The 22,111-nt window shown below is 27.3% G+C and carries 18 protein-coding genes and 1 pseudogene; 16 read left to right on the forward strand and 3 right to left on the reverse strand.

Annotated elements, in window-relative coordinates; translation table 11 throughout:
* A pseudogene (locus tag B5E79_RS13330) lies at positions 1-266 on the reverse strand (hypothetical protein); the annotation flags it as partial.
* Positions 267-866: 600 nt separating this feature from the next.
* Here B5E79_RS13330 and pnuC point away from each other — a divergent pair.
* The 3 genes from pnuC to B5E79_RS06865 all read left to right on the forward strand — a co-directional run bounded on the left by pnuC (position 867) and on the right by B5E79_RS06865 (position 3,496).
* Positions 867-2,096 (forward strand): nicotinamide riboside transporter PnuC, encoded by a 1,230-nt coding sequence (gene pnuC, locus B5E79_RS06855; RefSeq protein WP_087297452.1) that lies wholly within the window; start codon positions 867-869, stop codon positions 2,094-2,096.
* Positions 2,097-2,171: 75 nt separating this feature from the next.
* Positions 2,172-2,729 carry an elongation factor P gene (gene efp / locus B5E79_RS06860; RefSeq protein ID WP_087244004.1) on the forward strand — a complete coding sequence of 186 codons (558 nt, stop codon included), beginning with the start codon at positions 2,172-2,174 and terminating at the stop codon, positions 2,727-2,729.
* 20 nt (positions 2,730-2,749) lie between these two features.
* On the forward strand, positions 2,750-3,496 hold the full coding sequence (locus B5E79_RS06865; protein WP_087297453.1) for an SDR family NAD(P)-dependent oxidoreductase: 747 nt from the start codon (positions 2,750-2,752) through the stop codon (positions 3,494-3,496).
* Here B5E79_RS06865 and B5E79_RS06870 read toward each other — a convergent pair.
* Both B5E79_RS06870 and B5E79_RS06875 read right to left on the reverse strand, forming a co-directional pair.
* Positions 3,493-4,752 carry a methionine gamma-lyase family protein gene (locus B5E79_RS06870; RefSeq protein WP_087297454.1) on the reverse strand — a complete coding sequence of 420 codons (1,260 nt, stop codon included), beginning with the start codon at positions 4,750-4,752 and terminating at the stop codon, positions 3,493-3,495. The genes B5E79_RS06865 and B5E79_RS06870 overlap by 4 nt on opposite strands.
* Positions 4,753-4,897: 145 nt before the next feature.
* Positions 4,898-5,641, reverse strand: coding sequence for a Type 1 glutamine amidotransferase-like domain-containing protein (locus tag B5E79_RS06875; protein WP_087297455.1), 744 nt, complete (start codon positions 5,639-5,641; stop codon positions 4,898-4,900).
* A 105-nt stretch (positions 5,642-5,746) separates the two neighbouring features.
* Between B5E79_RS06875 and B5E79_RS06880 the strand changes: the two genes are divergently transcribed.
* The 13 genes from B5E79_RS06880 to B5E79_RS06940 all read left to right on the forward strand — a co-directional run bounded on the left by B5E79_RS06880 (position 5,747) and on the right by B5E79_RS06940 (position 22,098).
* The gene (locus tag B5E79_RS06880; RefSeq protein WP_087297456.1) at positions 5,747-6,358 is read left to right on the forward strand and encodes a hypothetical protein; all 612 of its coding nucleotides are present in this window, start codon (positions 5,747-5,749) and stop codon (positions 6,356-6,358) included.
* Between the two features lie 41 nt (positions 6,359-6,399).
* Entirely contained in the window at positions 6,400-7,302 is a 903-nt protein-coding gene (locus tag B5E79_RS06885) for a restriction endonuclease (protein WP_087244009.1), read from the forward strand.
* Between the two features lie 388 nt (positions 7,303-7,690).
* Entirely contained in the window at positions 7,691-8,026 is a 336-nt protein-coding gene (locus B5E79_RS06890) for a nucleoside triphosphate pyrophosphohydrolase (protein ID WP_206393143.1), read from the forward strand.
* Positions 8,023-8,985, forward strand: coding sequence for an HNH endonuclease domain-containing protein (locus tag B5E79_RS06895; RefSeq protein WP_087244010.1), 963 nt, complete (start codon positions 8,023-8,025; stop codon positions 8,983-8,985). The genes B5E79_RS06890 and B5E79_RS06895 overlap by 4 nt, the downstream gene beginning before the upstream one ends.
* Before the next feature lie 148 nt (positions 8,986-9,133).
* Positions 9,134-11,386, forward strand: a complete 2,253-nt coding sequence (locus B5E79_RS06900; RefSeq protein WP_087244011.1) for a GmrSD restriction endonuclease domain-containing protein — start codon at positions 9,134-9,136, stop codon at positions 11,384-11,386.
* 56 nt (positions 11,387-11,442) lie between these two features.
* Positions 11,443-11,622 (forward strand): DpnD/PcfM family protein, encoded by a 180-nt coding sequence (locus tag B5E79_RS06905; RefSeq protein WP_087244012.1) that lies wholly within the window; start codon positions 11,443-11,445, stop codon positions 11,620-11,622.
* Between the two features lie 95 nt (positions 11,623-11,717).
* Complete coding sequence (locus tag B5E79_RS06910) at positions 11,718-12,644, forward strand: site-specific integrase (RefSeq protein ID WP_087297457.1); 927 nt, start codon at positions 11,718-11,720, stop codon at positions 12,642-12,644.
* 63 nt (positions 12,645-12,707) lie between these two features.
* Positions 12,708-14,282 (forward strand): Dam family site-specific DNA-(adenine-N6)-methyltransferase, encoded by a 1,575-nt coding sequence (locus tag B5E79_RS06915; protein WP_087243110.1) that lies wholly within the window; start codon positions 12,708-12,710, stop codon positions 14,280-14,282.
* A complete protein-coding gene (locus B5E79_RS06920; protein ID WP_087297481.1) occupies positions 14,266-15,132 on the forward strand; it encodes a type II restriction endonuclease in 867 nt (288 codons plus the stop codon). Before B5E79_RS06915 ends, B5E79_RS06920 begins: the two co-directional genes overlap by 17 nt.
* A 172-nt stretch (positions 15,133-15,304) precedes the next feature.
* Positions 15,305-16,720 carry an ATP-binding protein gene (locus tag B5E79_RS06925; protein WP_158093955.1) on the forward strand — a complete coding sequence of 472 codons (1,416 nt, stop codon included), beginning with the start codon at positions 15,305-15,307 and terminating at the stop codon, positions 16,718-16,720.
* A gap of 159 nt (positions 16,721-16,879) precedes the next feature.
* Positions 16,880-17,272, forward strand: coding sequence for a (deoxy)nucleoside triphosphate pyrophosphohydrolase (locus B5E79_RS06930; RefSeq protein WP_087297459.1), 393 nt, complete (start codon positions 16,880-16,882; stop codon positions 17,270-17,272).
* Positions 17,265-20,069, forward strand: coding sequence for a DEAD/DEAH box helicase (locus B5E79_RS06935; RefSeq protein ID WP_087297460.1), 2,805 nt, complete (start codon positions 17,265-17,267; stop codon positions 20,067-20,069). The genes B5E79_RS06930 and B5E79_RS06935 overlap by 8 nt, the downstream gene beginning before the upstream one ends.
* Before the next feature lie 16 nt (positions 20,070-20,085).
* Positions 20,086-22,098 (forward strand): UPF0158 family protein, encoded by a 2,013-nt coding sequence (locus B5E79_RS06940; protein ID WP_087297461.1) that lies wholly within the window; start codon positions 20,086-20,088, stop codon positions 22,096-22,098.
* The last annotated feature ends 13 nt before the right edge of the window (positions 22,099-22,111 follow it).

Genomic DNA, 22,111 nt, shown 5'->3' on the forward strand with positions numbered 1-22,111 from the left:
CCTCTGACAAATGCAAAGTCATCATTGTTTTCATCTTCTTGGTTGACCTGTCTTGTATCTTGATTATATTGAATAATTAATTTAATATTTTTATAGCGGGGCAATGATAAATGCTTTAGTGTTTTTTCACATGCTTCTTCTAGCTGTCTGGGTGAATATGAGTCTGCCAACTTCAATATTGATCGACAGCCATTATAAGCCTGCTGCTCATTCAGTGAGGGGGGTAACAGTAAGGTGCTTATAGTTTGTGTTCCGACTCTAGGCATCTTAACTCCATATGTTACAGCAGTTATTACACCATCGAAATATAGAGATTTCAAAAATGCCACTATATATTTTGGGAGAATATTTCCATAGAGACTGAACGGTACAATTTCCGGAGTACAGATACCGTCTGCTGGGGCAACTAATATCTTTAGCAAATAAGGACGTAGTTTGCTATACAATACATTCCCTGCCTCAAAAAAGGTCTTATCACCTACAGCTTTTCGTTCACCTACAGTTTTGTGTTTAAGAATGCGGTCGCCCCTTTCAATATCTTCTAGGTCTAGCTGCCAAAGATTTGTTGGTGCATCCTGCGCCTTGATTTTTTTCTTGATTTCAGCATAAGAAGAAATAAATCCAAGTTAAGTCCATACCCATGAATCCGGAATTTCAAACGGAACCTCATCTGCAATGCAAACGGGCTCATTTTTCCCGACTTTCTCATAAGGCAAATTATCAGAATGTTTAATGTTTTTGAAAAAAACAATCAAATAATAAGTTGTTTTCATAGTAATTAACAATTAAATATATCATCTTCTATCAAAATAGTTTATAATAGGAAAGCATGTTATAAATGCAAATGATAGGGGAGAAGGTTTGATATGATAAAGTTTTTTAAAGCCAATATGGAACCTAGAAAAGGGTTACGTATTGCAGAAGTTATTATTTCTATTTTATTATGTGTTGCTTCTATTGTATCTATTGGATATGGTATGTTTCAGGTGAATGCCAATGTCAATGATGCAAAGTTTATCCAAAGTATAGAAATGACTAGAGATAGGGAACTAGAAGATTATAGTGAGGATAATACAGTTTGTGATGTTACATATGTAAGTGGGGATAAGCAATTAGTTGTTTCTTATTCGTATGAAGATTACGTTCAATTAGAAGATGATAGTATTACAGCATATGAATATGAAACTGATAATGGAACAAAGCTCTATTTTGATCATCAAAATATAACAGATCAGGAAATACAACATTCATATGGACAAGTCAAAGCGAATGAATTAACACCTGTGTTTAACTTTGGAATTGCTTCATTTATTTTGATGATATCTGTTTTGATTATGACATTATTTGCAAAACAGTTCACAACATATGAAAAATCATGGTTTTTATCAATCATGGTATTGGCTACGATTATTTCAGTTATTTTTCCAGAAGAAAGTGCAAATGGTGTCAATGGAATTATCATCATGTTGCTTTATTTACTAGATACGTTCTTGAACATTCTTTGTGAGTTACTTATTTCTAAACAGTCAAGATACAATTTCCTTGTTTCTGTATTCGTAGAAATCGTAGAAATAGCAATGTGTGTTGTCTTAATGTATCGTTTTGCGACAATGGTCACAACATTATTATTCTGGCTACCAATTGATATTATTAGTTATATTAACTGGTCAAGACATAAAGATGAAGAAGAAAGTGAATTGACAGTTGTTAGAAAACTTAAAGGATACCAAGAAGTTTTAGTCATTGTAGGTATTGTAGTTTGGACAATTGTTGTAGGATATTTTATTAGTGGTTTAGATATCTCAACAGATTTTTATAACAACCAATTATTAGAAACAGCCATTATATATATTGATGCCTGTGCATCAGCTGTAGGAATTGCAAATGGATTGTTTATTTTCTTTAGACTAAGAGAACAGTGGATTGCGTGGTATATTTGTGCATTCCTGGAAGCAGTTATTAATGTGATTTCAGGACAATATGTTTTATTAGTTCTAAAATTAGGTTACTTTACAAATACCACATATGGTTATATTAAGTGGAGTAAGTATATTCAGTCACATTCACAAGAAAAACAAAAACAAATCACTGTATGAGACTTGTAGATTGTTTATAAAATTGGTAAAATAAGCGTGAAGAAAAATCTTGAAAATATATAAGGAGTGAAAAATATGGCTATATCAGCGGGAGATTTTAGAACAGGATTAACTTTAATTGTTGATGGTGATCCTTGCCAGGTATTAGACTTTCAACATGTGAAACCAGGAAAAGGTGCAGCTATCTTAAAAACAAAAATGAGAAACTTAAAAACAAATGCAATTCAAGAAAGAAACTTTAATGCAAATACAAAATTTGATCAAGCTAATATTTCAAGAAAAACAGCACAATATTCATATAAAGATGGATCAACATTCTATTTTATGGATATGGAAACATATGAAACATATGAATTGGCTAATGATCAAGTTGGAGATACTCAATATTATATTATTGAAGGTTCAGAAGTTTCATTAATGTTCTTTGAAGGTGATTTATTATCAGTATCTGTACCAGAAAAAGTAGAATTAACAGTTGTAGAAACTGATCCAGCTATTAAAGGAGCACCATCTAACCAAACAAAAGATGCTGTGACTGATACAGGATTATCATTACGTGTTCCTCAGTTCATTGAACCTGGTGAAAAAATTGTTGTTTTTACAGCAGATGGTAAGTATGCAGGAAGAGCTTAATCAAGCTCTTTTTTTCAAAGATGAATAAAGTTGTATTAATTACAGGTGGAGCACAAGGTATTGGAAAAGCCATTGCTTTAGAACTAGGAAAACAAGGTTATGATATTGTGATTAATTATCTCACATCCAAAAAAGAAGCTCATGCATTAAAAGATATGATTAGAGACAATTATGGTGTACGATGCATGGCTATTCAATGTGATGTGTCTAAAGAAGATGAAGTTGATCAAATGATATCTTCTATTGAATTAGAACTAGGTGGTGTTGATATTTTAGTTAATAATGCTGCTGTTGATTTATCTAATCTCTTTCATTTGAAAAATGCTGAAGAATTTAGAAAGACTTTAGATGTCAATGTTGTCGGTGCATTTAATTGCAGTAAACGTGTTTATCGACATATGTTAGATCAGGAATATGGTAGAATTATAAATATTTCTTCAACTAATGGTATCAATACATATTATCCTATGTGTATAGATTATGATGCTTCTAAAGCAGCATTGATTTCCATGACACATAATCTTGCTTTTGAGTTTGCTCCATATGTTAATGTCAATTGTATTGCTCCAGGTTTTATCGGAACAGAAAATGAGTTGGACGGATATGATAAAGAGTTTTTAAAAGAAGAAGTTGAAAAAATTATGGTCAATCGATATGGTGATCCTCAAGAAGTGGCTTATTTAGTGAAATTCTTAATAAGTGATGAAGCTAATTTTATTAATAATACTGTCATACGTATTGATGGTGGACAAAAGGGAAGTTGCTAATCCAACTTCCCTTTCATATTTGATAATGCAAGTAAAATAGATAATTTACCATATTCAAATGTTAATCCACCTTGTATGTAAAGTGTATAAGGTTCAATAACAGGGGCATCAGCACTTAATTCAATGGTGCTTCCTTGTGTAAAGCTACCTGCTGCCATGACTTCATCAAAAGGATAACCTGGCATAGGGGCAGGTAAAACTTGAACGAATGAATCAATAGGACTTGTTTGTTGAATCCCTTGTGTAAAGTTCACTAAATTGTCTTTTGTTTTGAGTTCTAAAGTTTGAATGATATCTGTGCGTGGCTCATCATAACGAGGAGATACGTTAGAATAACCTAATTTTTCTAACATATATGCAGAAAATACAGCTGTTTTTAAAGCATTTTTGACAGCATTAGGAGCCATAAATAAACCTTTAAAGAAAGTATTGTTTAAGTTGAAATTAGCACCTAAATCTTTTCCAATACCAGGAGCAGTCAAACGTTCAGCAACCATATGAATAAGTTCCTGATTTCCTGCTATATATCCACCAGTAGGTGCAATTCCACCACCGAGGTTTTTCATTAAAGAGCCTACAACCACATCAGCTCCAACATGACCAGGTTCTTTGTCTTCTACTAACTCACCATAACAGTTATCAACCATGATAATGACGTCTTTATTTACTTCACGAATCTTTGAAATTATACGTTCAATCTTTGAAATAGAAAGAGATTGACGATGTGAATATCCTCTAGATCTTTGAATTTCAACAAGTTTGACATTATTCTGTTTTAATCTCTCTACAATTTTCTTATCATCAAAATCATCATTGACTAATTCAATCTGTTCATATTTCACACCATTTGCCTTTAATGATTGTGTAGAATTTCCACTCAAACCAATCATTTCTTGTAAAGAATCATAAGGAGCTCCAGATAAAGAAATCATGGTATCTCCATGTTTTAATAAAGCAGAAAGCGTTAAATATAATGCGTTTGTTCCACTCATAATCTGAGGACGAACTAAGGCATCTTCACAACCAAGAACAGTCGCAAAGATTTTTTCTAATTTATCTCTTCCTTCATCATAATTTCCATATCCATTAATATCTGCAAAATCAGAATAAGAAACTCTATTTTCTATAAATGCTGATAAGATACGATTAGAATTTATTAAAGCTATTTCATCTATTTTTTTATAAATATCATTTAAAATATTTTCTGATTCTTTTGCCATTTCCAGTATATCTGGATGAATTTGTTCTAATATCATGTTTATAATCCTCCCATAATTAATCCATTATCTATTATACATGAATATTGATAGTTTGTATTAAAATCAATTAAAATATTTCAATCACTTTAAATGTATAATTATTGTATTTTTATAAAAATAAAGTTATAACACGATAATCATGCTATAACTCTATTTCATCTATGCGTTTTGTTTCATCTTCATGACATATAAGTTGAATATGTCCATCAACAATGAGATAACTTTCACCATATATTGTTTCGTGTTTATTAATGAAGACATAACTTCCATCAACAAATACGATGAATGGATGGCCAATGCTATCTTTATAAGTGATATCTTCATATAATCTCATACCATCTATGTATCTATCTTTAACCATTTGATAATGAGGGATGATATTTGTTTTTGTAAGATCCAGACCACTTATCCATCTTTGAAATTTTGGATTTATAGCTTCGCCATCTTCTTCAGGTTGACAATAAACAATGCCTGCACTATTCATACTACCAGCACTAATACCAATGATAATTCCATCAAAATCTTTGATTTTTTCTCGAAGTTGAATATCTTTAAAAAACTGATTTTGAGTAGGAACATGACCTCCACCTAATAATATAACATCATATTTTTGAAGATCATCTTTTGTAAAGTCACTATATCTTCTATCAATCAAATCAAAACATTGAATAGAAAAATATTCTTTTAAAAGAGTTTCTCTAAAGAAATCACACATTTCATCATTTTGTTCATAGGCATCAGGACTAGCGGCAATGATACAACAACGACTATGCTCTTTCCAATATTTTCTCAATTGATCTACAAAATGATTTTTCTTATCTAAACCATCTACTTTTCTACTGCCATCTAATGGACCAGTAGGACTACTCGTTAAAAAAATGACCATATTTTTCACCTCATGTTTATTTTATCACAAAAATGATCGAAACAAGATAAATAGATAAGGAAAATCTGTTATAATAATCATAGAAAGAAAAGGGAGTTGAGCAATATGCATTTAAGTGATGAAGAAAAAAGGGCAATGTTAAGACAAATGCAAGATGGTTTTATCAGATATCACCAAAGAGAAGAATATATGAAAAATATATCTATTGATGATTTATTAAAAGAAATCAATCAATTAGGTTTTCAGTATACTGAACAAGACATATTGGATAAGTATCAAGAATATATGAGTGTAACAGATACTGATGATTATTTTTTTAAAAAAGATCAGATGAGTTGGGAAGCTGTTGATGATAAAGCACAAATACTAAATTCTGATGCTTTGCTTCAACTTATATGTAAAATAGTTAAAAAACATTATGATATAGAAAAAATATGCGATCCATGGTTTATTATGGAGAGAATCGATGTGCTGGATGACGTTCCAAAAAATGAAGCACAAGAAAAAATATTAGGAATTATTGAATCTATAGTAGAATATGGGAAACTACGACATATCAATAGTGTTGAAGAAATTATGGAAGATTATGATATGAATGCGATTTTAAAAGATCAGATTCGTCGATGTCATCAAAGAGATGCTCATTTTAAGCAAGTAATCAAAAGTTATTATGATACATTCATGGATGCTGATCATAGCATTTATAAAATAAAGTAGAAATGTTATATATTTTGTAAAAAAAGTAAAGGAGATAACAAATGATACCACAATATAATGAAATGTATAATGAAGTGTTACACGTATTAAATAAACATCATCAGTTAAGAGTACGTGATATGGTAGATGAAGTATCTGATGTATTACATTTAACTGAAGATGAAAGAAATCAAAAGATGGAAAACAGTCATAAAACAGTGATTTATCATCGTTTGGGATGGACAAAAACATATTTAACAAAAGCAGGATTGATTCGTTCTGTAGAAAGAGGTGTTTATCAAATTACACCTCAAGGAGAAAATATACTATCTTCTCATATTCATGTTGATGATGATTATTTAATGCAATATGAAGAAGTTAGACAGTTTGTAAATCGTCATAATGAACAACCTGAAAATCAAACAAAACCAAAAGAGTCTACACCTTTAGAAAATATTGGTCAATCTATTAAGATGATATCATCACGTGTCAGTGATGAATTGTTGGATATGATTATATCTAAAGATCCAGCTTTCTTTGAAAAACTGGTTTTAGATTTATTAGATAAAATGGGTTATGCTTATGATAAAGAATCTATCATTTCAACTGATTATAGTGGTGATGAAGGTATAGATGGAATTATCAATGAAGATCAGTTTGGATTTAATAGTATTTATATTCAAGCTAAGAAATGGAATAGAAGTAGTGTGGGAAGACCAGAAATTCAGAAGTTTTTAGGCGCAGTAGCTGGTCAAGGTGGTACAAAAGGATTATTTATTACAACATCTACTTTTACAAGAGAAGCCATTGATTATGCGAAAAAACAATTACAAGTTAAGCTCATTTTAGTTGATGGTAAAATGTTAACGGATTTAATGATGAAATATAATTTAGGTGTGAGTATTGTGCAGACTTATGAAATCAAACAATTAGATTTGGATTATTTTGATAGTGAACTTGTTTAATATAAATATATTTCATAGGCCATTAGACACGCTTGTTAAAAATGTTTGATATTTTTCAGGAATAAATCTGATTACTACTCGTTTTCTAAATAATTTTTATCTGAAAACAAAACTTAAAATGACATACAAAAGTCAAATGCTTCAAGTGGACTGTGAAATACATTATTACTGAATAATTAAAGTTTTCATTTTAGAGGAATTAATGAGTGGTATAGAGAAAAAATTTAAAGAGATACGGTTTGATAACGCAAGATATAATAAAAAGAGTCATTATATTATTTTAGAATTCTTTAAAAGAATCAAGTAAGTGAAATATAGATGATTTTTTGTAAATGTTATTAATATATATAATTAATTTATGTTAAATTGAAGTATAAAGGTGAAAATAGTGAAAAGGATATATAATAAGCTTGTGAGAGACTATATACCAGAGATTATAGAAAAAGATAGTAAAGTATTTAAAACACGAATACTTACTAATGATGAATACATTATCGAGTTAAAAAAGAAATTAATTGAAGAAGCTTATGAGGTTAATGTAGCGTTAACCAAACAGAATATAATTGAAGAATTAGTTGATGTTATAGAGGTTGTTGAGGCTATTAAAGATATTTATAATATTAATGATACAGAGATTCAAAATGTTAAGGATAAAAAAAGTAAAAGTAATGGCAAGTTTGAGCAAAAGATTTTTTTAGAATATGTCATTGAGGATGAAATATGAGTGAATATATAAAGAATTGGTTAGATATTATTGAAAATATGAATAATGATAATACATATAAATTAGCATGGGGTAGAGCATTGTTGGAATTAATTATAGAACTTGATGTTGTTCAAGATGTGAATGTTTTTTCGTTTCAACAAATAGCAGTGAAGATGCTCAAATATTATTGGAATCAAATATATTTTTTTCAGTTAAAACAAAGTCCTGCTAAGAAACCTATTATTGTTCAAGAAACTGAGAAATGTATTAGTTATGTTAACCAAATAAGGCAAATGAATAATCCTATATGGTTTGATTTGGCTGAAGATTATTTAAAAAAAGATTTGGAATTTTATCAAAAAAAGATAAATAAAATAGCAATAACATTAAAACATGATGTATCTTGGAGATTTAAAAAAGTTAAAGATAAAACATTAGAAATTTATAGGATAGATTTAAAACAAAGAGAAATTTACTTTTCTAAAGAAGAAGTTATAGATTTAAAAGAATATGCTTTTATATTATCACAATTATTGAATTACAGGTGGGCTCAATTACTAGAAAAATTTAATAATAGTCCAAAAATATCTTTGAAAGTAAAAGGAATTTCTGATGAAAAAATAAGAAGAAATAATTTAACAAAGTTTAAAAATATATTGTTGGAACAGATGAAAGATGGAAAAATCATTGATTTTTATACAGGTGATATCTTAGAAGAAAATGATATATCTGTTGATCACGTTATACCATGGTCCTTCATGTATAGTGACGATATATGGAACTTAGTGATTACTTCTAAATCAATGAATTCTAGAAAAAGTAATACAATACCTGATGAGAAAACTATAAAAAGATTAGAAAACAGAAATAAAGAATTAATAAAAGCTATTGATTATGGAACAATCTATTATAATGATTTAAAACAAGCAATAGAAAATAACTATGTGCAGAAATTCTATGTTTCTTGTAAGATGTAAGATTATCATTAAAGCAAAAATGCTAACTTTTGTGGTTAGCATTTTATTATGTCGAAGTAATTATTATCTTAAAAAATATTTATGTAGATTAAAAGATCTTTACGCAGATCATAAAATATGATCTAATTATGTTAAGAGGTGTTCAAAAATGTCTAAAAAATGGAAAATTAAGGATTATAATGCTAAAGAGATTGCTGATAAAATTAAGGAAGGTATTATAAAAGTTCCTCAATATCAGAGAGGCCAGGTGTGGAAGCCAAAACAAAAAGAAGGATTAATGGATTCAATAAAAAAAGGATATCCTTTTGGATCAATTTTGTTATATAAAAAAGCAGATAATGATTATGAACTTATAGATGGTTTGCAAAGAATATCTACAATATATGAATATATATATAATCCAAGTAAATACTTCCAACAATATAATATTTCAGATAGTACATTAGATAAAATTTTTTTAGAATTAAAACTGGTTGGAAATAAAGAAACTATTAAAAAGAACATTGAAAAGGTCATTAAAGAATGGGTTGAAGATAATACACGTACATTAGAAGATATTAAAAATATGAATGCAGCTAAATGTGTTAAATATATTCAAACCGAATTTCCAACATGTAATAATGGGGCATTATTTGAGATTACTAATATTTTAATTGATGAATTTTCATGCTTTAGAAATGAATGTGAAGATTTGGTAAATCTTGAAATTCCAGCAATAGTATATGAAGGTAATCCAGATAGTTTACCAGACATATTTAGTAGAATTAATTCTAAAGGCATAACATTATCTAAATATCAAATATTATCAGCTACATGGACAACGTATGAATACAAAATTATTGATAATAAATTGTTGGATATTATAGAATATGTAGATAAATTTTACGGAAGTATTTTGGAAAATAATTTCAGTATTGAAGGGTATAATCCTTATGATATAAAAAAGACGAAAAAATTAAATTTTTATCAAATATTATTTGGATTTGGAAAACTAATATCAGTAAGATATCCATATTTCTTCTTTAGATCAAAAAATGATCAAAATGTAGAAAGTAGTGGCTTTAGTCTTGTAAATGCTTGTATAGGAAATCAAAATAGTAAATTAGCAGAATTACCAGCGATAATACAAGAACTATTTCCTACAGACAATCAATTTAATCAATTTTTAGTTAATGTTTTAAATACAATAGATTGTGTATATGCAATTTTTAAACCTTATTTAGAATTTAAATTAAATAAAAGAAAAGATTCTAAAGCTATTAATCAATCAGAATTTCAAATCTGCTCAATAGTTTCGAATTATTTTAATTTTAAATATTCTACATACACATATGATGAATCTGGTAATGAAATTATAGGTAGAACAATTTTAATTGACAGATCAAATGCTGATTATAAAAAGTTTAAAAAAGCATTTAAAAGCTATGCTTTTAAACGATATCTTGTTGACATATTAAATGATTACTGGCGTGGAAGTGGAGACAGCAAACTTAATCACGTGTCTTTAGACAAAAATTATTATACTGATGAAATATCACCAGAAAAACTTGAAAATGAACTAGATCATTGGATAAGCAACATTAATAGTCGTAAAGAAAGTAAAAAAGTAGCCGAGCCAAAATCTATTGAAAAATTATTGTTAAGTATTATTTATAATAGATCATTTTCTGCCTATGAACAAAATGATGACATTAATTATGATATTGAACATTTAGCACCTAAAGGTAAATTGAAAATTTTAATTAAAAAGGTTGCAAAAAATGATGAACAAATTGGATTACCTATCAGCTCTTTTGCGAATATTTGTTTGTTGAGAGAAGCTATTAATAGAAAGAAAAAAGATAAAACATTATATGAAGATAATAAATATCTACAATGTCTATATGAAAAAGAAATTTCTCTTCAAGAAATTGAAGCACGTTTTTCTTTTACTACAAAAAAAGATTTGGAATGGATGGATAAAGATTATACTGACTTTAACGAATTAAAAGAAGATTATTTTAGGTTTTTAGACTGTAGATATAAAATCGTAAAGAAAAAAATTATTGATAATCTTTTTTATAATCAACTTGAATTCAAAAATCATTGTGCAAATAATAACAAGAATTCCCAAAAGAATTTATCTGTAAAAGACAAATCTTCAAAATACGTTTTATCAACTAAAAGTGAAATGCTTTACGAAGAGTTAAGTCAATCTGAAAAGGATATATTAAATATTGTAAAAAAGATGAAAAAAAATGAATTTGATATTACAGAAATGTATAATTACAAAGATGAATTAGAAGAATTATATCCGAATAATAATAATCTTGAATCAAAGATTCGTCAGAATTTGCAACATTTAAGAGATAAAGGATATATAGAATTTATATCTCGCGGTAAGTATAGACGTTTCAAATAGTTTCATCTTAACTTGACTTACTTTAAAAATTGATCCATGATAATCATGGTGATGAAATGAAAAAATATACAATAACAATTCATGAAACTTTAAGTAAAAGCATTAGTGTAGAAGCTGAAAATGAAGAACAAGCAAGACAGTTGATACAATCAAAATATGATTCAGGTGAATTTATGCTTTATCCTGAAGAATGTGATATTGAAACAAGTATTGAAGTTAATGAAAAGATCCCTTAGTAATGAACTAAGAGATCTTTTTTATTAAGATTATTTTAACAGTTTTTAAATAAATATTCTATCATTTTGTTATCTTAATATTTGGAGGTAATAAAATGATAAGAAAAAAGAAATATAAGTTTATTAATATTTTAGATGAATGGTTAGAAATTCAAAGATATCATATCAAAGAATCAACATATGCGACTTATTATAGTCATATAAACAATCATATCAAACCATATTTTCAATCATATTATCTAAAAGATATAAATCAGAAAATTATTCAATTATTTGTTATTGAAAAATTAAAATGTGGACGAATTAAAGATTCAACAGGGTTATCAATAAAGACAGTCAAAGAATTGGTAAATATTATCAAACTTGGCTTAAAATATTGTACAGAAAAAGGATATATTGATAACATAAATTTAAATATTAAATATCCTTATAAAGTTAAGAAAATAAATATCCTTGATCAAAATGAATATCGCATTTTGGTGGATTATCTTAAAAACAATCCTAATCATTTTCATATAGGAATATTATTTATTTTATGTACAGGTGTAAGAATTGGAGAATTGTGTGCTTTAAAAAATGATGATATTGATTTAGTAAATAAAGAAATTCATATTGATAAAACACTTCAAAGAATAGCTGATATTGAAAATAAAAAAACGAAAATTATTATTAGTTCTACAAAAACAAAAAAATCAGCAAGGGTTATACCAATTCCTGATGTATTAATACCGTATTTAATTATGAATGATAGTGATAATTACTTTCTAACGCAATCATCAAAATATTATGAACCAAGAAGATTTAGATATAAATTTAAATCTTTATTAAAAACATTAGATATAAGTAATGTAACAGTGCACTCATTAAGACATTATTTTGCAACTCAATGTATTGAACTAGGTTTTGATTACAATTGTTTAAGTGAAATATTAGGACATGCATCACCTGCAACAACAATGAATTTATATGTTCATTGTCAAAATAAATATAAACAAGATTGCATGAACAGAATACATATTTAGTCCAAATCCGTTTTCAACGGATTTTTTCTTTTAGTTCATTACTAAGGGAAAAAAGGAGTGAATATGAAACCTTTTGTAAAATGGGCTGGTGGAAAAACACAGTTATTAGAAGAAATAGAAAAACTATTACCAAGCAAAATAAATCATTATTATGAGCCGTTTGTCGGTGGTGGTGCTGTTGCATTGCATTTTATGTTTGAAAAAGCAACAATAAATGATATTAATCAAGAACTTATTTTTACGTATGAGTGTATAAAAAATCAGAAAGATGAATTATTAAAAGAATTGGATAAATTGGCTTTGGAGCATGAAAAGAATCCTAAAGAATTTTATTATCATACAAGAGATTTATATAATGAAATGATGGCAAATCAAGAAAAAAACATTTCTTTAGCAGCAATGTTTATTTATTTGAATAAACATTGTTTTAATGGATTATATAGAGTTAATTCTAAAGGTTTATTTAATGTACCATTTAATCAAAAGAAATCAGGAAATTCTTATAAAAAAGAGGATATAGATCAAATATCTAAGTATTTACAGAATGTAAATATTTTGTGTACTGATTTTGAAAATGTTTGTAAGAACTGTGAAAAAGGTGATTTTGTATTTTTTGATAGTCCTTATGATCTTTTAAATGATACATCGTTTGAATCATATACTAAAGAAGGATTTACAAAAGAAGAACATATTAGATTAGCTAATCTTTATAAAGAGTTATCTAAAAAAGGTGTCTATTGTATGCTGACAAATCATAATACAGAACTCATAAGAGAACTTTATAAAGACTTTCATATCAAGGTTATTAATGTTAAAAGAAATATTAATTCAGATGCTAAAAAAAGAACTGGTGAAGAAGTGATTATTACTAATTATGAATCAAATAATGATATTCAATTAATTAATGGTGATGCTTTTGAAATATTACCTACTATTAAAGATAAAACAATAGATATGATATTTCTTGATCCACCATATTTTCTATCAAATGGCGGTATATCTTGCTCAGGTGGTAAGCAAGTTTCTGTTAATAAAGGTGAATGGGATGAAAATTATTCTTTTCAGGAAAAGGTAGATTTCAATAGGAAATGGATAATAGAAGCAAAAAGAATATTAAAAGATACAGGAACAATATGGGTATCTGGTACTTATCACAACATTTATATTATTGGGTATTTATTAGAAGAATTAGGATTTAAAATAATTAATAATGTAACTTGGATGAAAACAAATCCACCACCAAATTTAGCATGTCGTTGTTTTACTCATTCAACTGAAACACTATTATGGGCAAAAAAGAATATTAAAAATGTTAAGCATACTTTTCATTACAAATTAATGAAAGAATTGAATGAAGGAAAGCAAATGAAAGATGTATTTGTTGGATCATTAACACCACAAAAAGAAAAGAGATATGGGAAACATCCCACGCAGAAGCCTGAATATCTATTAGAAAAAATTATTTTAGCAAGTACAAATGAAAATGACCTTGTCTGTGATTTTATGGCGGGTAGCTTTACAACTGGCGTTGTATGTAAGAAGTTAAAGAGAAGATTTATAGGAATAGAAAAAGAAAAGGAATTTTATGAAATAGGTTTAAAGAGAATAGAGGATGTTAATTATGGAGAGAAACTTTGAGAAATGGCTATCAACTTTAAGAAGTTCAATATCTGATTATAAATATTATGTTGACTTTGAAAAGGTATATGAAAATATAAATGATATTAAAGTTGAATTAAATATTTTAAATTCATTAATAGGATCAAAAGATTTTGATGATGAGTTTAGATCTATATGTCAGAAATATCCTCAAACATTAAAATGCATTCCTATATTGTTGGCTGTCAGACAATATGAGATAGAAGTGCAAACAAACTATAAAAATATTAAATATGATTTTATGTTATATAAATACAAAAAATTATCTCATAATGATATTGATCTCTATCTTGAGTTTTTAAAAGAAACTGGATTAAAAGAGTTGATAGTTAATCATATTATTAATAATTTAGTTGACTATGTATTAGGCATAGAGGTTGGATTAGATTCAAATGGAAGAAAAAATCGTGGTGGACATTTGATGGAAAATTTATTAGAAAGATATATTCAAGAGCTGAATGTTGAATATTATAAAGAAATGTATACTAAAGATATTGAAAAGAAATGGAATATTGATTTATCACTACTTACAAATGCTGGAGATGTTGCTAAAAGGTTTGATTTTGTTGTAAAAACAGAGAATCAAATTTATGTTTTTGAAACGAATTTTTATAAAGCTGGTGGAAGCAAGTTAAATGAAACAGCAAGAAGTTATAAAAATATCACCCAAGAAATTGATAGGGTTGAAGGAGTAACATTTATATGGGTCACTGATGGTTATGGTTGGCGAAGTGCTAAACATAATCTTAAGGAGACCTTTGATGTATTGAATACTTTGTATAATATTCATGATTTAGAAAATGGAATTTTGAGAAAAGTCATCTTATGATGATTTTTTATTTTATAAGCATATAAGAAAATAGATTTTGGATATTCTAGTATGAAGATAAAATAATAATTTTATATTATTAATATGTACAATTTAAATTTTTTACAAAGAATAAAAATTTTGAATTTGTTAAATGTTTTTGTGTTATATTTCTTTTGGAAAGGGGAAGAAAATGAAAAAATTAAACTTAATTCCTGATATAGATCACTTATGGAAGACTCTTGGCTATCATTTTGAAAATCTTTCTCAAGTTATTCATGAGTTTGTGGATAATGCTATTTCGGATTTTATTAGAAATAAAATTAAAAATGGTGAAATTATTATTACATTCAAAAAAATGAGCAAAAATAAAGTAGAAGTTATAATCGAAGATCATGGAAAAGGTATTATAGACATTGAAAATGCTTTAACTCTGGGAGGAATGAAATTTTTTGAATCTTTGTTTAATGAACATGGAAGTGGTTCGAATAATGGTTTATCGTTTGTTGATCCTTTTAATTTGAGCTGGATAATAATGACAAGAACAATAAAAGATGCTTTACAGGGGCAATATAAAGTAGTAAGAGCACCTTATTCATTTAAAGGTATGAATGTTGAGATACATAAAGGAAATTGCTTGACGGGTAGTGAAACAGGAACAATTATTAAATTCACATGTTCATATGATATTTTTAAGACAATAAGAATTCCATTTGGAAGTCAAACATCTCAATTTAAAGATTTAGTGGATCTATTGTATGAAGATTTAGGTGTTCATTATTCATATATCATTAAACAAGAAAATATTAAAATAACAATAAAGGCTTTTGATGACGATAAAGAATATAATAGTATAGCTGATGTAAAACCTATATTTCCAGTTGTCGAAAAGTGTAAAATGAATAAATCGCAAATGGTTGATTTAGGTAATGGAGTAGTCAAAATCGATTTGAAACATATTATCATGTCAAAAAATACACTAACAAAGAAATATTATTTAAAAAATATGAGATCTTCAGGAGTAGAAATACGTTTTAACGGGAGATTGCTTGAATTTTTGGGCTTTGAAGAAATTTGGGGTATAAAATCACATCCATTTTATAATGGTAATCTCATAGTTGTCAATTTAATTTCTGATAAAAGAGGAAGACTACCTAATACACGTACAACAAAAACTGGTTTAAATAGATCTGATTCAAAAACCGCATTTTTATTTCATTGGATTGCTGATCAAATTTCATTATTGTATGATGAAAAAGAAATGAATCAAAATATAAAAATGAAATTTATTGATCAAGTTGTAAATTTGACTTTTGTTGATAAAGAAAACATAATTTATGATGCTATTAAAACAAAAAAATTTATTTGTAATTGTCAAGTTTGCACTCATGAGGGTTATGATTTGTATTTTGAATGTATAAAAACTAAAGTTAATGATCTCTACTTTTTTGAAAAGTTGTGGGATGAACAACTATTATTGAATAAACCTATCGGTAGAATTATTCTAATTGCCGACGAACATCCAGAGCCAGTGAGAGAACGTGTTAGGTTGATTAATAAAAAGAATATTGAAGGGAAAAATTATAATATTGTTTTAATTAAAAAGTAATTTTTTAAGATCTAATAATAGGGGGACTATTATTAGATTTTTTCATTTGAAAAAGTTTTTTAAATATTATTGATATGATATAATTGAAATACGTGTTTTAAAAAAGTATAAAGTATTTTTGCTTTCAATACTTATATAGTCAAGTTTGTGGAGGAAATTATGAAAATAGTTAATGTTGTTGCTGCCATCATCAAAAGAGATGATCAGATATTAATTGCTAAAAGAGGATATGGAGAATTCAAAGGAATGTATGAGTTTCCTGGAGGAAAAATAGAAAAAGGTGAAACACCTGAAGAAGCATTAAAAAGGGAAATAAAAGAAGAAATGGAAGCAAATATTGAAGTTGATTCATTTATATGTCATGTTCATTATCAATATCCAGATTTTATATTGGAAATGGATTGTTATTTATGTCATTTGAAAGATGCACATATTTCATTATTAGAACATTTAGATGCAAAATGGATTCATCCTGTTCAAGAAGATATATTATGGGTTCCTGCTGATGTACAAGTTATCGAGGAAATAAGAAGGAAGGTTCACAATGGATAACCTTTTATTACAAGAAAGAACTAGACTCATTTATAATGATCAACAACAAAACAAAAAGGTTATAACAGATATTGAAAATGCATTATTAGATTGTGATACATTTGATATTTCTGTTGCTTTTATAGCGTTATCAGGATTGGCTTCTATTAGAGAAACTTTACATAAATTGAAAGTTCAAAATAAAAAAGGAAGAATCATCACAAGTACATATTTAGGATTTAATGAACCTAAAATGTTTAAAGACTTATTAAAATATCCTAACATAGAGGTACGAGTATATGATGATCATCATGGTTTTCATTCTAAAGGTTATATCTTCCAAAAAAATTCAAATTATTGGGCAATAGTAGGAAGTTCAAATTTAACACAGTCTGCTTTATCATTAAATCAAGAATGGAATGTTTATGTATCATCACATAAACAAAATGATACAATAAAACAAATACAAGGTGAATTTGAAAATCAATGGCAAAGATCAATTCCTTTAACTCATGAATGGATCAATGAATATCAAAAAAATTATGTTAAACCTGAAAAACATTCAATACGACATATTCAAAAAGACATTGTCCCCAATTATATGCAAAGACAAGCTTTAGCTTCATTAGAACACTTAAGACAACAAAATCAAGATAGGGCATTGCTTATTTCAGCAACAGGAACCGGTAAGACATATCTTTCTGCTTTTGATGTTCAAAAAGTTAAACCTCGTAGAATGTTATTTGTTGTTCATAGAAAAAGTATTGCTTTGAAAGCTATGGAAACATTTCAAACAATTATTAAAGATAAAACAATGGGTATTTTTTCTGGCAATGTTAAAGAATTGGATAAAGATTATTTGTTTTCAACAGTTCAAACTATTCATAAAAAAGAAAATAGAGAATTATTTAAACAAGATGAATTTGATTATATTATTATTGATGAAGTTCATAAAGCGGGAGCTTATACATATCAAGAATTAGTTCATTATTTTCATCCTCAATTTTTATTAGGTATGTCAGCTACACCAGAAAGAAATGATCAGTTTGATATATATAAAATGTTTCATTATAATATTGCTTATGAGATCAGACTTCAACAAGCAATGGAATATGATCTGTTATGTCCTTTCCATTATTATGGTATCACTGATTTAAATATTGATGGTATTAGTATAGATGATAAATCTGATTTTAATCTTTTAATTAATGAAAAACGTATTGATTATATTATTGAAAAAATTGAAGAATATGGATATTCAGGTGAAAAGGTTCATGGTTTAATTTTTGTAAGTAGGAAACAAGAAGCTATTGAATTGTCCAATTTATTTAATCAAAGAGGTTATAATACTATTGCATTAACTGGTGATGATAATGAAGAAAAAAGACAGGAAGCAATGGATCGCCTTGAATCTAATGATGAAGATGGCTTAGATTATATTTTTACAGTTGATATTTTTAATGAAGGAATTGATATTCCTAAAGTGAATCAAGTTGTGATGCTTAGGCCAACACAATCAGCTATTATTTTTGTACAACAGCTTGGAAGAGGATTAAGAAGAAATGATGAAAAAGATTATGTCGTTGTTATTGATTTTATTGGGAATTATGAAAGAAACTTTTTAATTCCTATAGCTTTAAGTGGAAATACAAACTTAAATAAAGATACACTGAGACAATTTATAACTGAAAGAAATGTCTTAATACCTGGAGTATCAACAATTCAATTTGATGAAATATCTCAAAAAAGAATCTTTGAATCAATTGATCATGCAAATTTTAATGATGTTAAACTGATTAAAGAAAGTTATGTTCAATTAAAAGCTAAATTGGGCAGAATACCTCATATTAAAGATTTTGAAAAATATGGTGCTATTGATATCCAAAAGATATTTCAAAATAAGGGTTTAGGTTCTTATCATATGTTTTTAAAGAAATATGAGAAAGAATATGATGTTCAATTTTCTTCATTAGAAGAAAAGTATTTACAATTTATTTCATCAAAACTTTCTTCAGCTAAACGTGTTCAAGAATTAGAAGCCATTAAACTTGCTATAGAAAGAAAAGTACATGTTAATGAATATTTAAAACAACAAATGTTAGATGAATATCAAATTCAAATGCCAGAAGTGAGTTATACAACAATACAAAATATATTAACTCAAAATTTTGCAACAGGATCATCTAAAGATGCTTTTAAAGATGTTCCTATTTTGGATACTGATTGGAACATATCTCATGTTTTTCAATCACTATTAAATAATGAAGAATTTAAAAGACAAGTATTAGAAGTCATTGATTATGGTATAGATCTATATAAACAAGAGTATAGTCAACGCTATCAAAACACAGATTTATGTTTATATAAGAAATATACATATGAGGATGTTTGTCAGTTACTTAATTGGGAAAAGAATCTTGTTCCTTTAAACATAGGTGGATATAAATATGATCAACATACAAATACTTTACCAGTCTTTATTAATTATGATAAGGAAGAAGATATTGCAGATACAATTAAATATACAGATCATTTTGTAGACCCACAAACATTAGTTGCTATGTCAAAGAGTAAATTAAAACTTGGTAGTAAAGGGATGGATATATTTACTCAAGCTAAACAAAGACAAACAATAATTCATATTTTTGTTCGAAAGAATAAAGATGATAAAACTTCTAAAGAATTTTATTATTTAGGTATTGGAAATATTATAAATATCAAACAAGAATATATGGCAGATCAAATTCCAGTATGTGAAATTTTATATCATTTAGATCAACCTGTAAGACAAGATATTTATGATTATATAGTGAAATAAGAAACGAGGAATAATAATGAATATTCAAAATTATTTTGCAAGACATATTTATAATAGAGGTGTTGATATCTACAATAGTGGTGGTGTTTACAATGTTGTTAAAGTGGGAAATGTATATAAAGGAAAGGTATTAGGCAACCATGAGTATGATGTTGAAATAGAAGTTTCTGATCAACTGAAGATTACTGATATGCGTTGTACTTGTCCTTATGCTATGAAAGGTAAAAAATGTAAACATGAAGCTGCATTGCTTATAGAGCTATTTGGTAATCATTCATCTTATGATTATGATTATGATTATGACGATTACGATGACGATCATGATTATGAGGATTATGACGATGATTATGATGACTATGGCTATGATTATGATACAAAAGATGATAATTGCAGTGATATGTACCAAGGTCATGAAATTTTAGAACCCTTATCAAAGAAATCAAAAGAAGAATTACTGGAGATCATTGGTCAAGCTCTTGAATCATCAGAAACATATCAAACCTTTTTCCATATTATAGAAGATATGCAAAGAGTCAATCATATATATCAAATGATTTATCAATATATATCATCAAATCAAATACCTCTTAGTGAAGATTATGAAAAGATATACACATCAATTCAAAACTTACATCATTTTCATCAAGATCAATATATACCAGATTTAGCTAAAGAAGCGCTCAATCAGCTTCTTCATACATTTCCATCTTTACAATCTTATCAGGAAGATTTCTTTCATCAGATGATTCAACTAATAGATACTTATGCATCTCAAAATGAAAAAACAAGTATTTATTTTGATCTCTGTGTAAAATATAATCAATCTGTGATTTATCAACTTATTGACAAGCTTCATCAACAAAACATACCTCTAGATGATCTTTTATCATCCTATCAACAAAAGATAAGTTCTTATCCTATTTCAACTGAAATCTACGATAAATATCTTTATATTTTATATCACTATCAAAGAGAATCATTATCTTCTGTTATAGACACCAATAAAAACAATTTAGTATTTATTAAAGAAGCTATCAATCTTTATATGAATCATCAAGACTATCAAAAAGCCATTGATTTATGTCTCCAACAACTTCAAGAACATCCTCATCAAGATATTTATTTATTACTTCTTGATATTTATAAACAAACCAATCAAAATGAGCAAATCATTGCTCTTGCTACTGAGTTGCTTTATCATCAATATCCTGGACAAATCCAATATTATCAGTTACTTCAACAATCATATTTACCAGAAATATGGGAACACAAGAAAAAAGACATTATCCATGATTTAGAAAAGAACCAAATCAATATAAGTGAAATTTATATACAAGAAAAAATGTATGATGCTTTATTTCAATATTTAGCTAAAAATGATGATATATTTGGTATGAAGAAACATGAAGATATTCTTTTTGAACATTGTTTAGACAACATGATTCAATATTATAGTCGCTATGTGATGAATAGTTTAAGACATACAGGATCAAGAAGTTTCTATCATGAAATGGCTGAGCTTATTCATAAAATCAGTGAATATGATTTTGATAAAGCTTTTGATTTATCAAATCATCTGATATCGTTATATCCTAATAGACCAGCAATGATAGAAGAAATTAGAATAAATAAAGTTAAGTTAAAAGATGTGATTAGAGCTATTGAAATGACTGATCAGGATATAACTTGGTATTATCAAATATCTCACGGACAATTTATCAATATAGATGATGATACGAATATTGCAAAAAAAATGATTGTATTGAATTCACCAGATTATATACAACTACCAGATCATTATGACATTCATGAATATCATATTATGGAAATGTTCGCCAATCAATTAAAAGATCAGCATATGAAAAGAGAACTTCAAAAGACATTAAAAGGTAAAGGAGTGTTTCGTCGCTTTAAGGATTTCATCTATAAAAATCAATTGAACACTGCATGGCAACAATTCTTATATGAAACTCATAGAGAATTGGCTATTCAATGGTGTCATAAACATAATATAGAGTTTGTAGAATAATCAAATGATTTGA

Origin of the sequence: Massilimicrobiota sp. An134 (assembly GCF_002160815.1) — a bacterium.
Taxonomy (GTDB): domain Bacteria; phylum Bacillota_I; class Bacilli_A; order Erysipelotrichales; family Coprobacillaceae; genus Allocoprobacillus; species Allocoprobacillus merdigallinarum.

Bases quoted from the DNA above. Each gene is read 5' to 3' on its own strand.
- B5E79_RS06915 (WP_087243110.1), top strand. From the start codon at position 12,708: ATGAAACCTTTTGTAAAATGGGCTGGTGGAAAAACACAGTTATTAGAA.
- B5E79_RS06910 (WP_087297457.1), top strand. From the start codon at position 11,718: ATGATAAGAAAAAAGAAATATAAGTTTATTAATATTTTAGATGAATGG.
- B5E79_RS06885 (WP_087244009.1), top strand. From the start codon at position 6,400: ATGATACCACAATATAATGAAATGTATAATGAAGTGTTACACGTATTA.
- B5E79_RS06930 (WP_087297459.1), top strand. From the start codon at position 16,880: ATGAAAATAGTTAATGTTGTTGCTGCCATCATCAAAAGAGATGATCAG.
- B5E79_RS06895 (WP_087244010.1), top strand. From the start codon at position 8,023: ATGAGTGAATATATAAAGAATTGGTTAGATATTATTGAAAATATGAAT.
- efp (WP_087244004.1), top strand. From the start codon at position 2,172: ATGGCTATATCAGCGGGAGATTTTAGAACAGGATTAACTTTAATTGTT.
- B5E79_RS06900 (WP_087244011.1), top strand. From the start codon at position 9,134: ATGTCTAAAAAATGGAAAATTAAGGATTATAATGCTAAAGAGATTGCT.
- B5E79_RS06935 (WP_087297460.1), top strand. From the start codon at position 17,265: ATGGATAACCTTTTATTACAAGAAAGAACTAGACTCATTTATAATGAT.
- B5E79_RS06865 (WP_087297453.1), top strand. From the start codon at position 2,750: ATGAATAAAGTTGTATTAATTACAGGTGGAGCACAAGGTATTGGAAAA.
- B5E79_RS06940 (WP_087297461.1), top strand. From the start codon at position 20,086: ATGAATATTCAAAATTATTTTGCAAGACATATTTATAATAGAGGTGTT.
- B5E79_RS06920 (WP_087297481.1), top strand. From the start codon at position 14,266: ATGGAGAGAAACTTTGAGAAATGGCTATCAACTTTAAGAAGTTCAATA.
- B5E79_RS06925 (WP_158093955.1), top strand. From the start codon at position 15,305: ATGAAAAAATTAAACTTAATTCCTGATATAGATCACTTATGGAAGACT.
- B5E79_RS06870 (WP_087297454.1), bottom strand. From the start codon at position 4,752: ATGATATTAGAACAAATTCATCCAGATATACTGGAAATGGCAAAAGAA.
- pnuC (WP_087297452.1), top strand. From the start codon at position 867: ATGATAAAGTTTTTTAAAGCCAATATGGAACCTAGAAAAGGGTTACGT.
- B5E79_RS06905 (WP_087244012.1), top strand. From the start codon at position 11,443: ATGAAAAAATATACAATAACAATTCATGAAACTTTAAGTAAAAGCATT.
- B5E79_RS06880 (WP_087297456.1), top strand. From the start codon at position 5,747: ATGCATTTAAGTGATGAAGAAAAAAGGGCAATGTTAAGACAAATGCAA.
- B5E79_RS06875 (WP_087297455.1), bottom strand. From the start codon at position 5,641: ATGGTCATTTTTTTAACGAGTAGTCCTACTGGTCCATTAGATGGCAGT.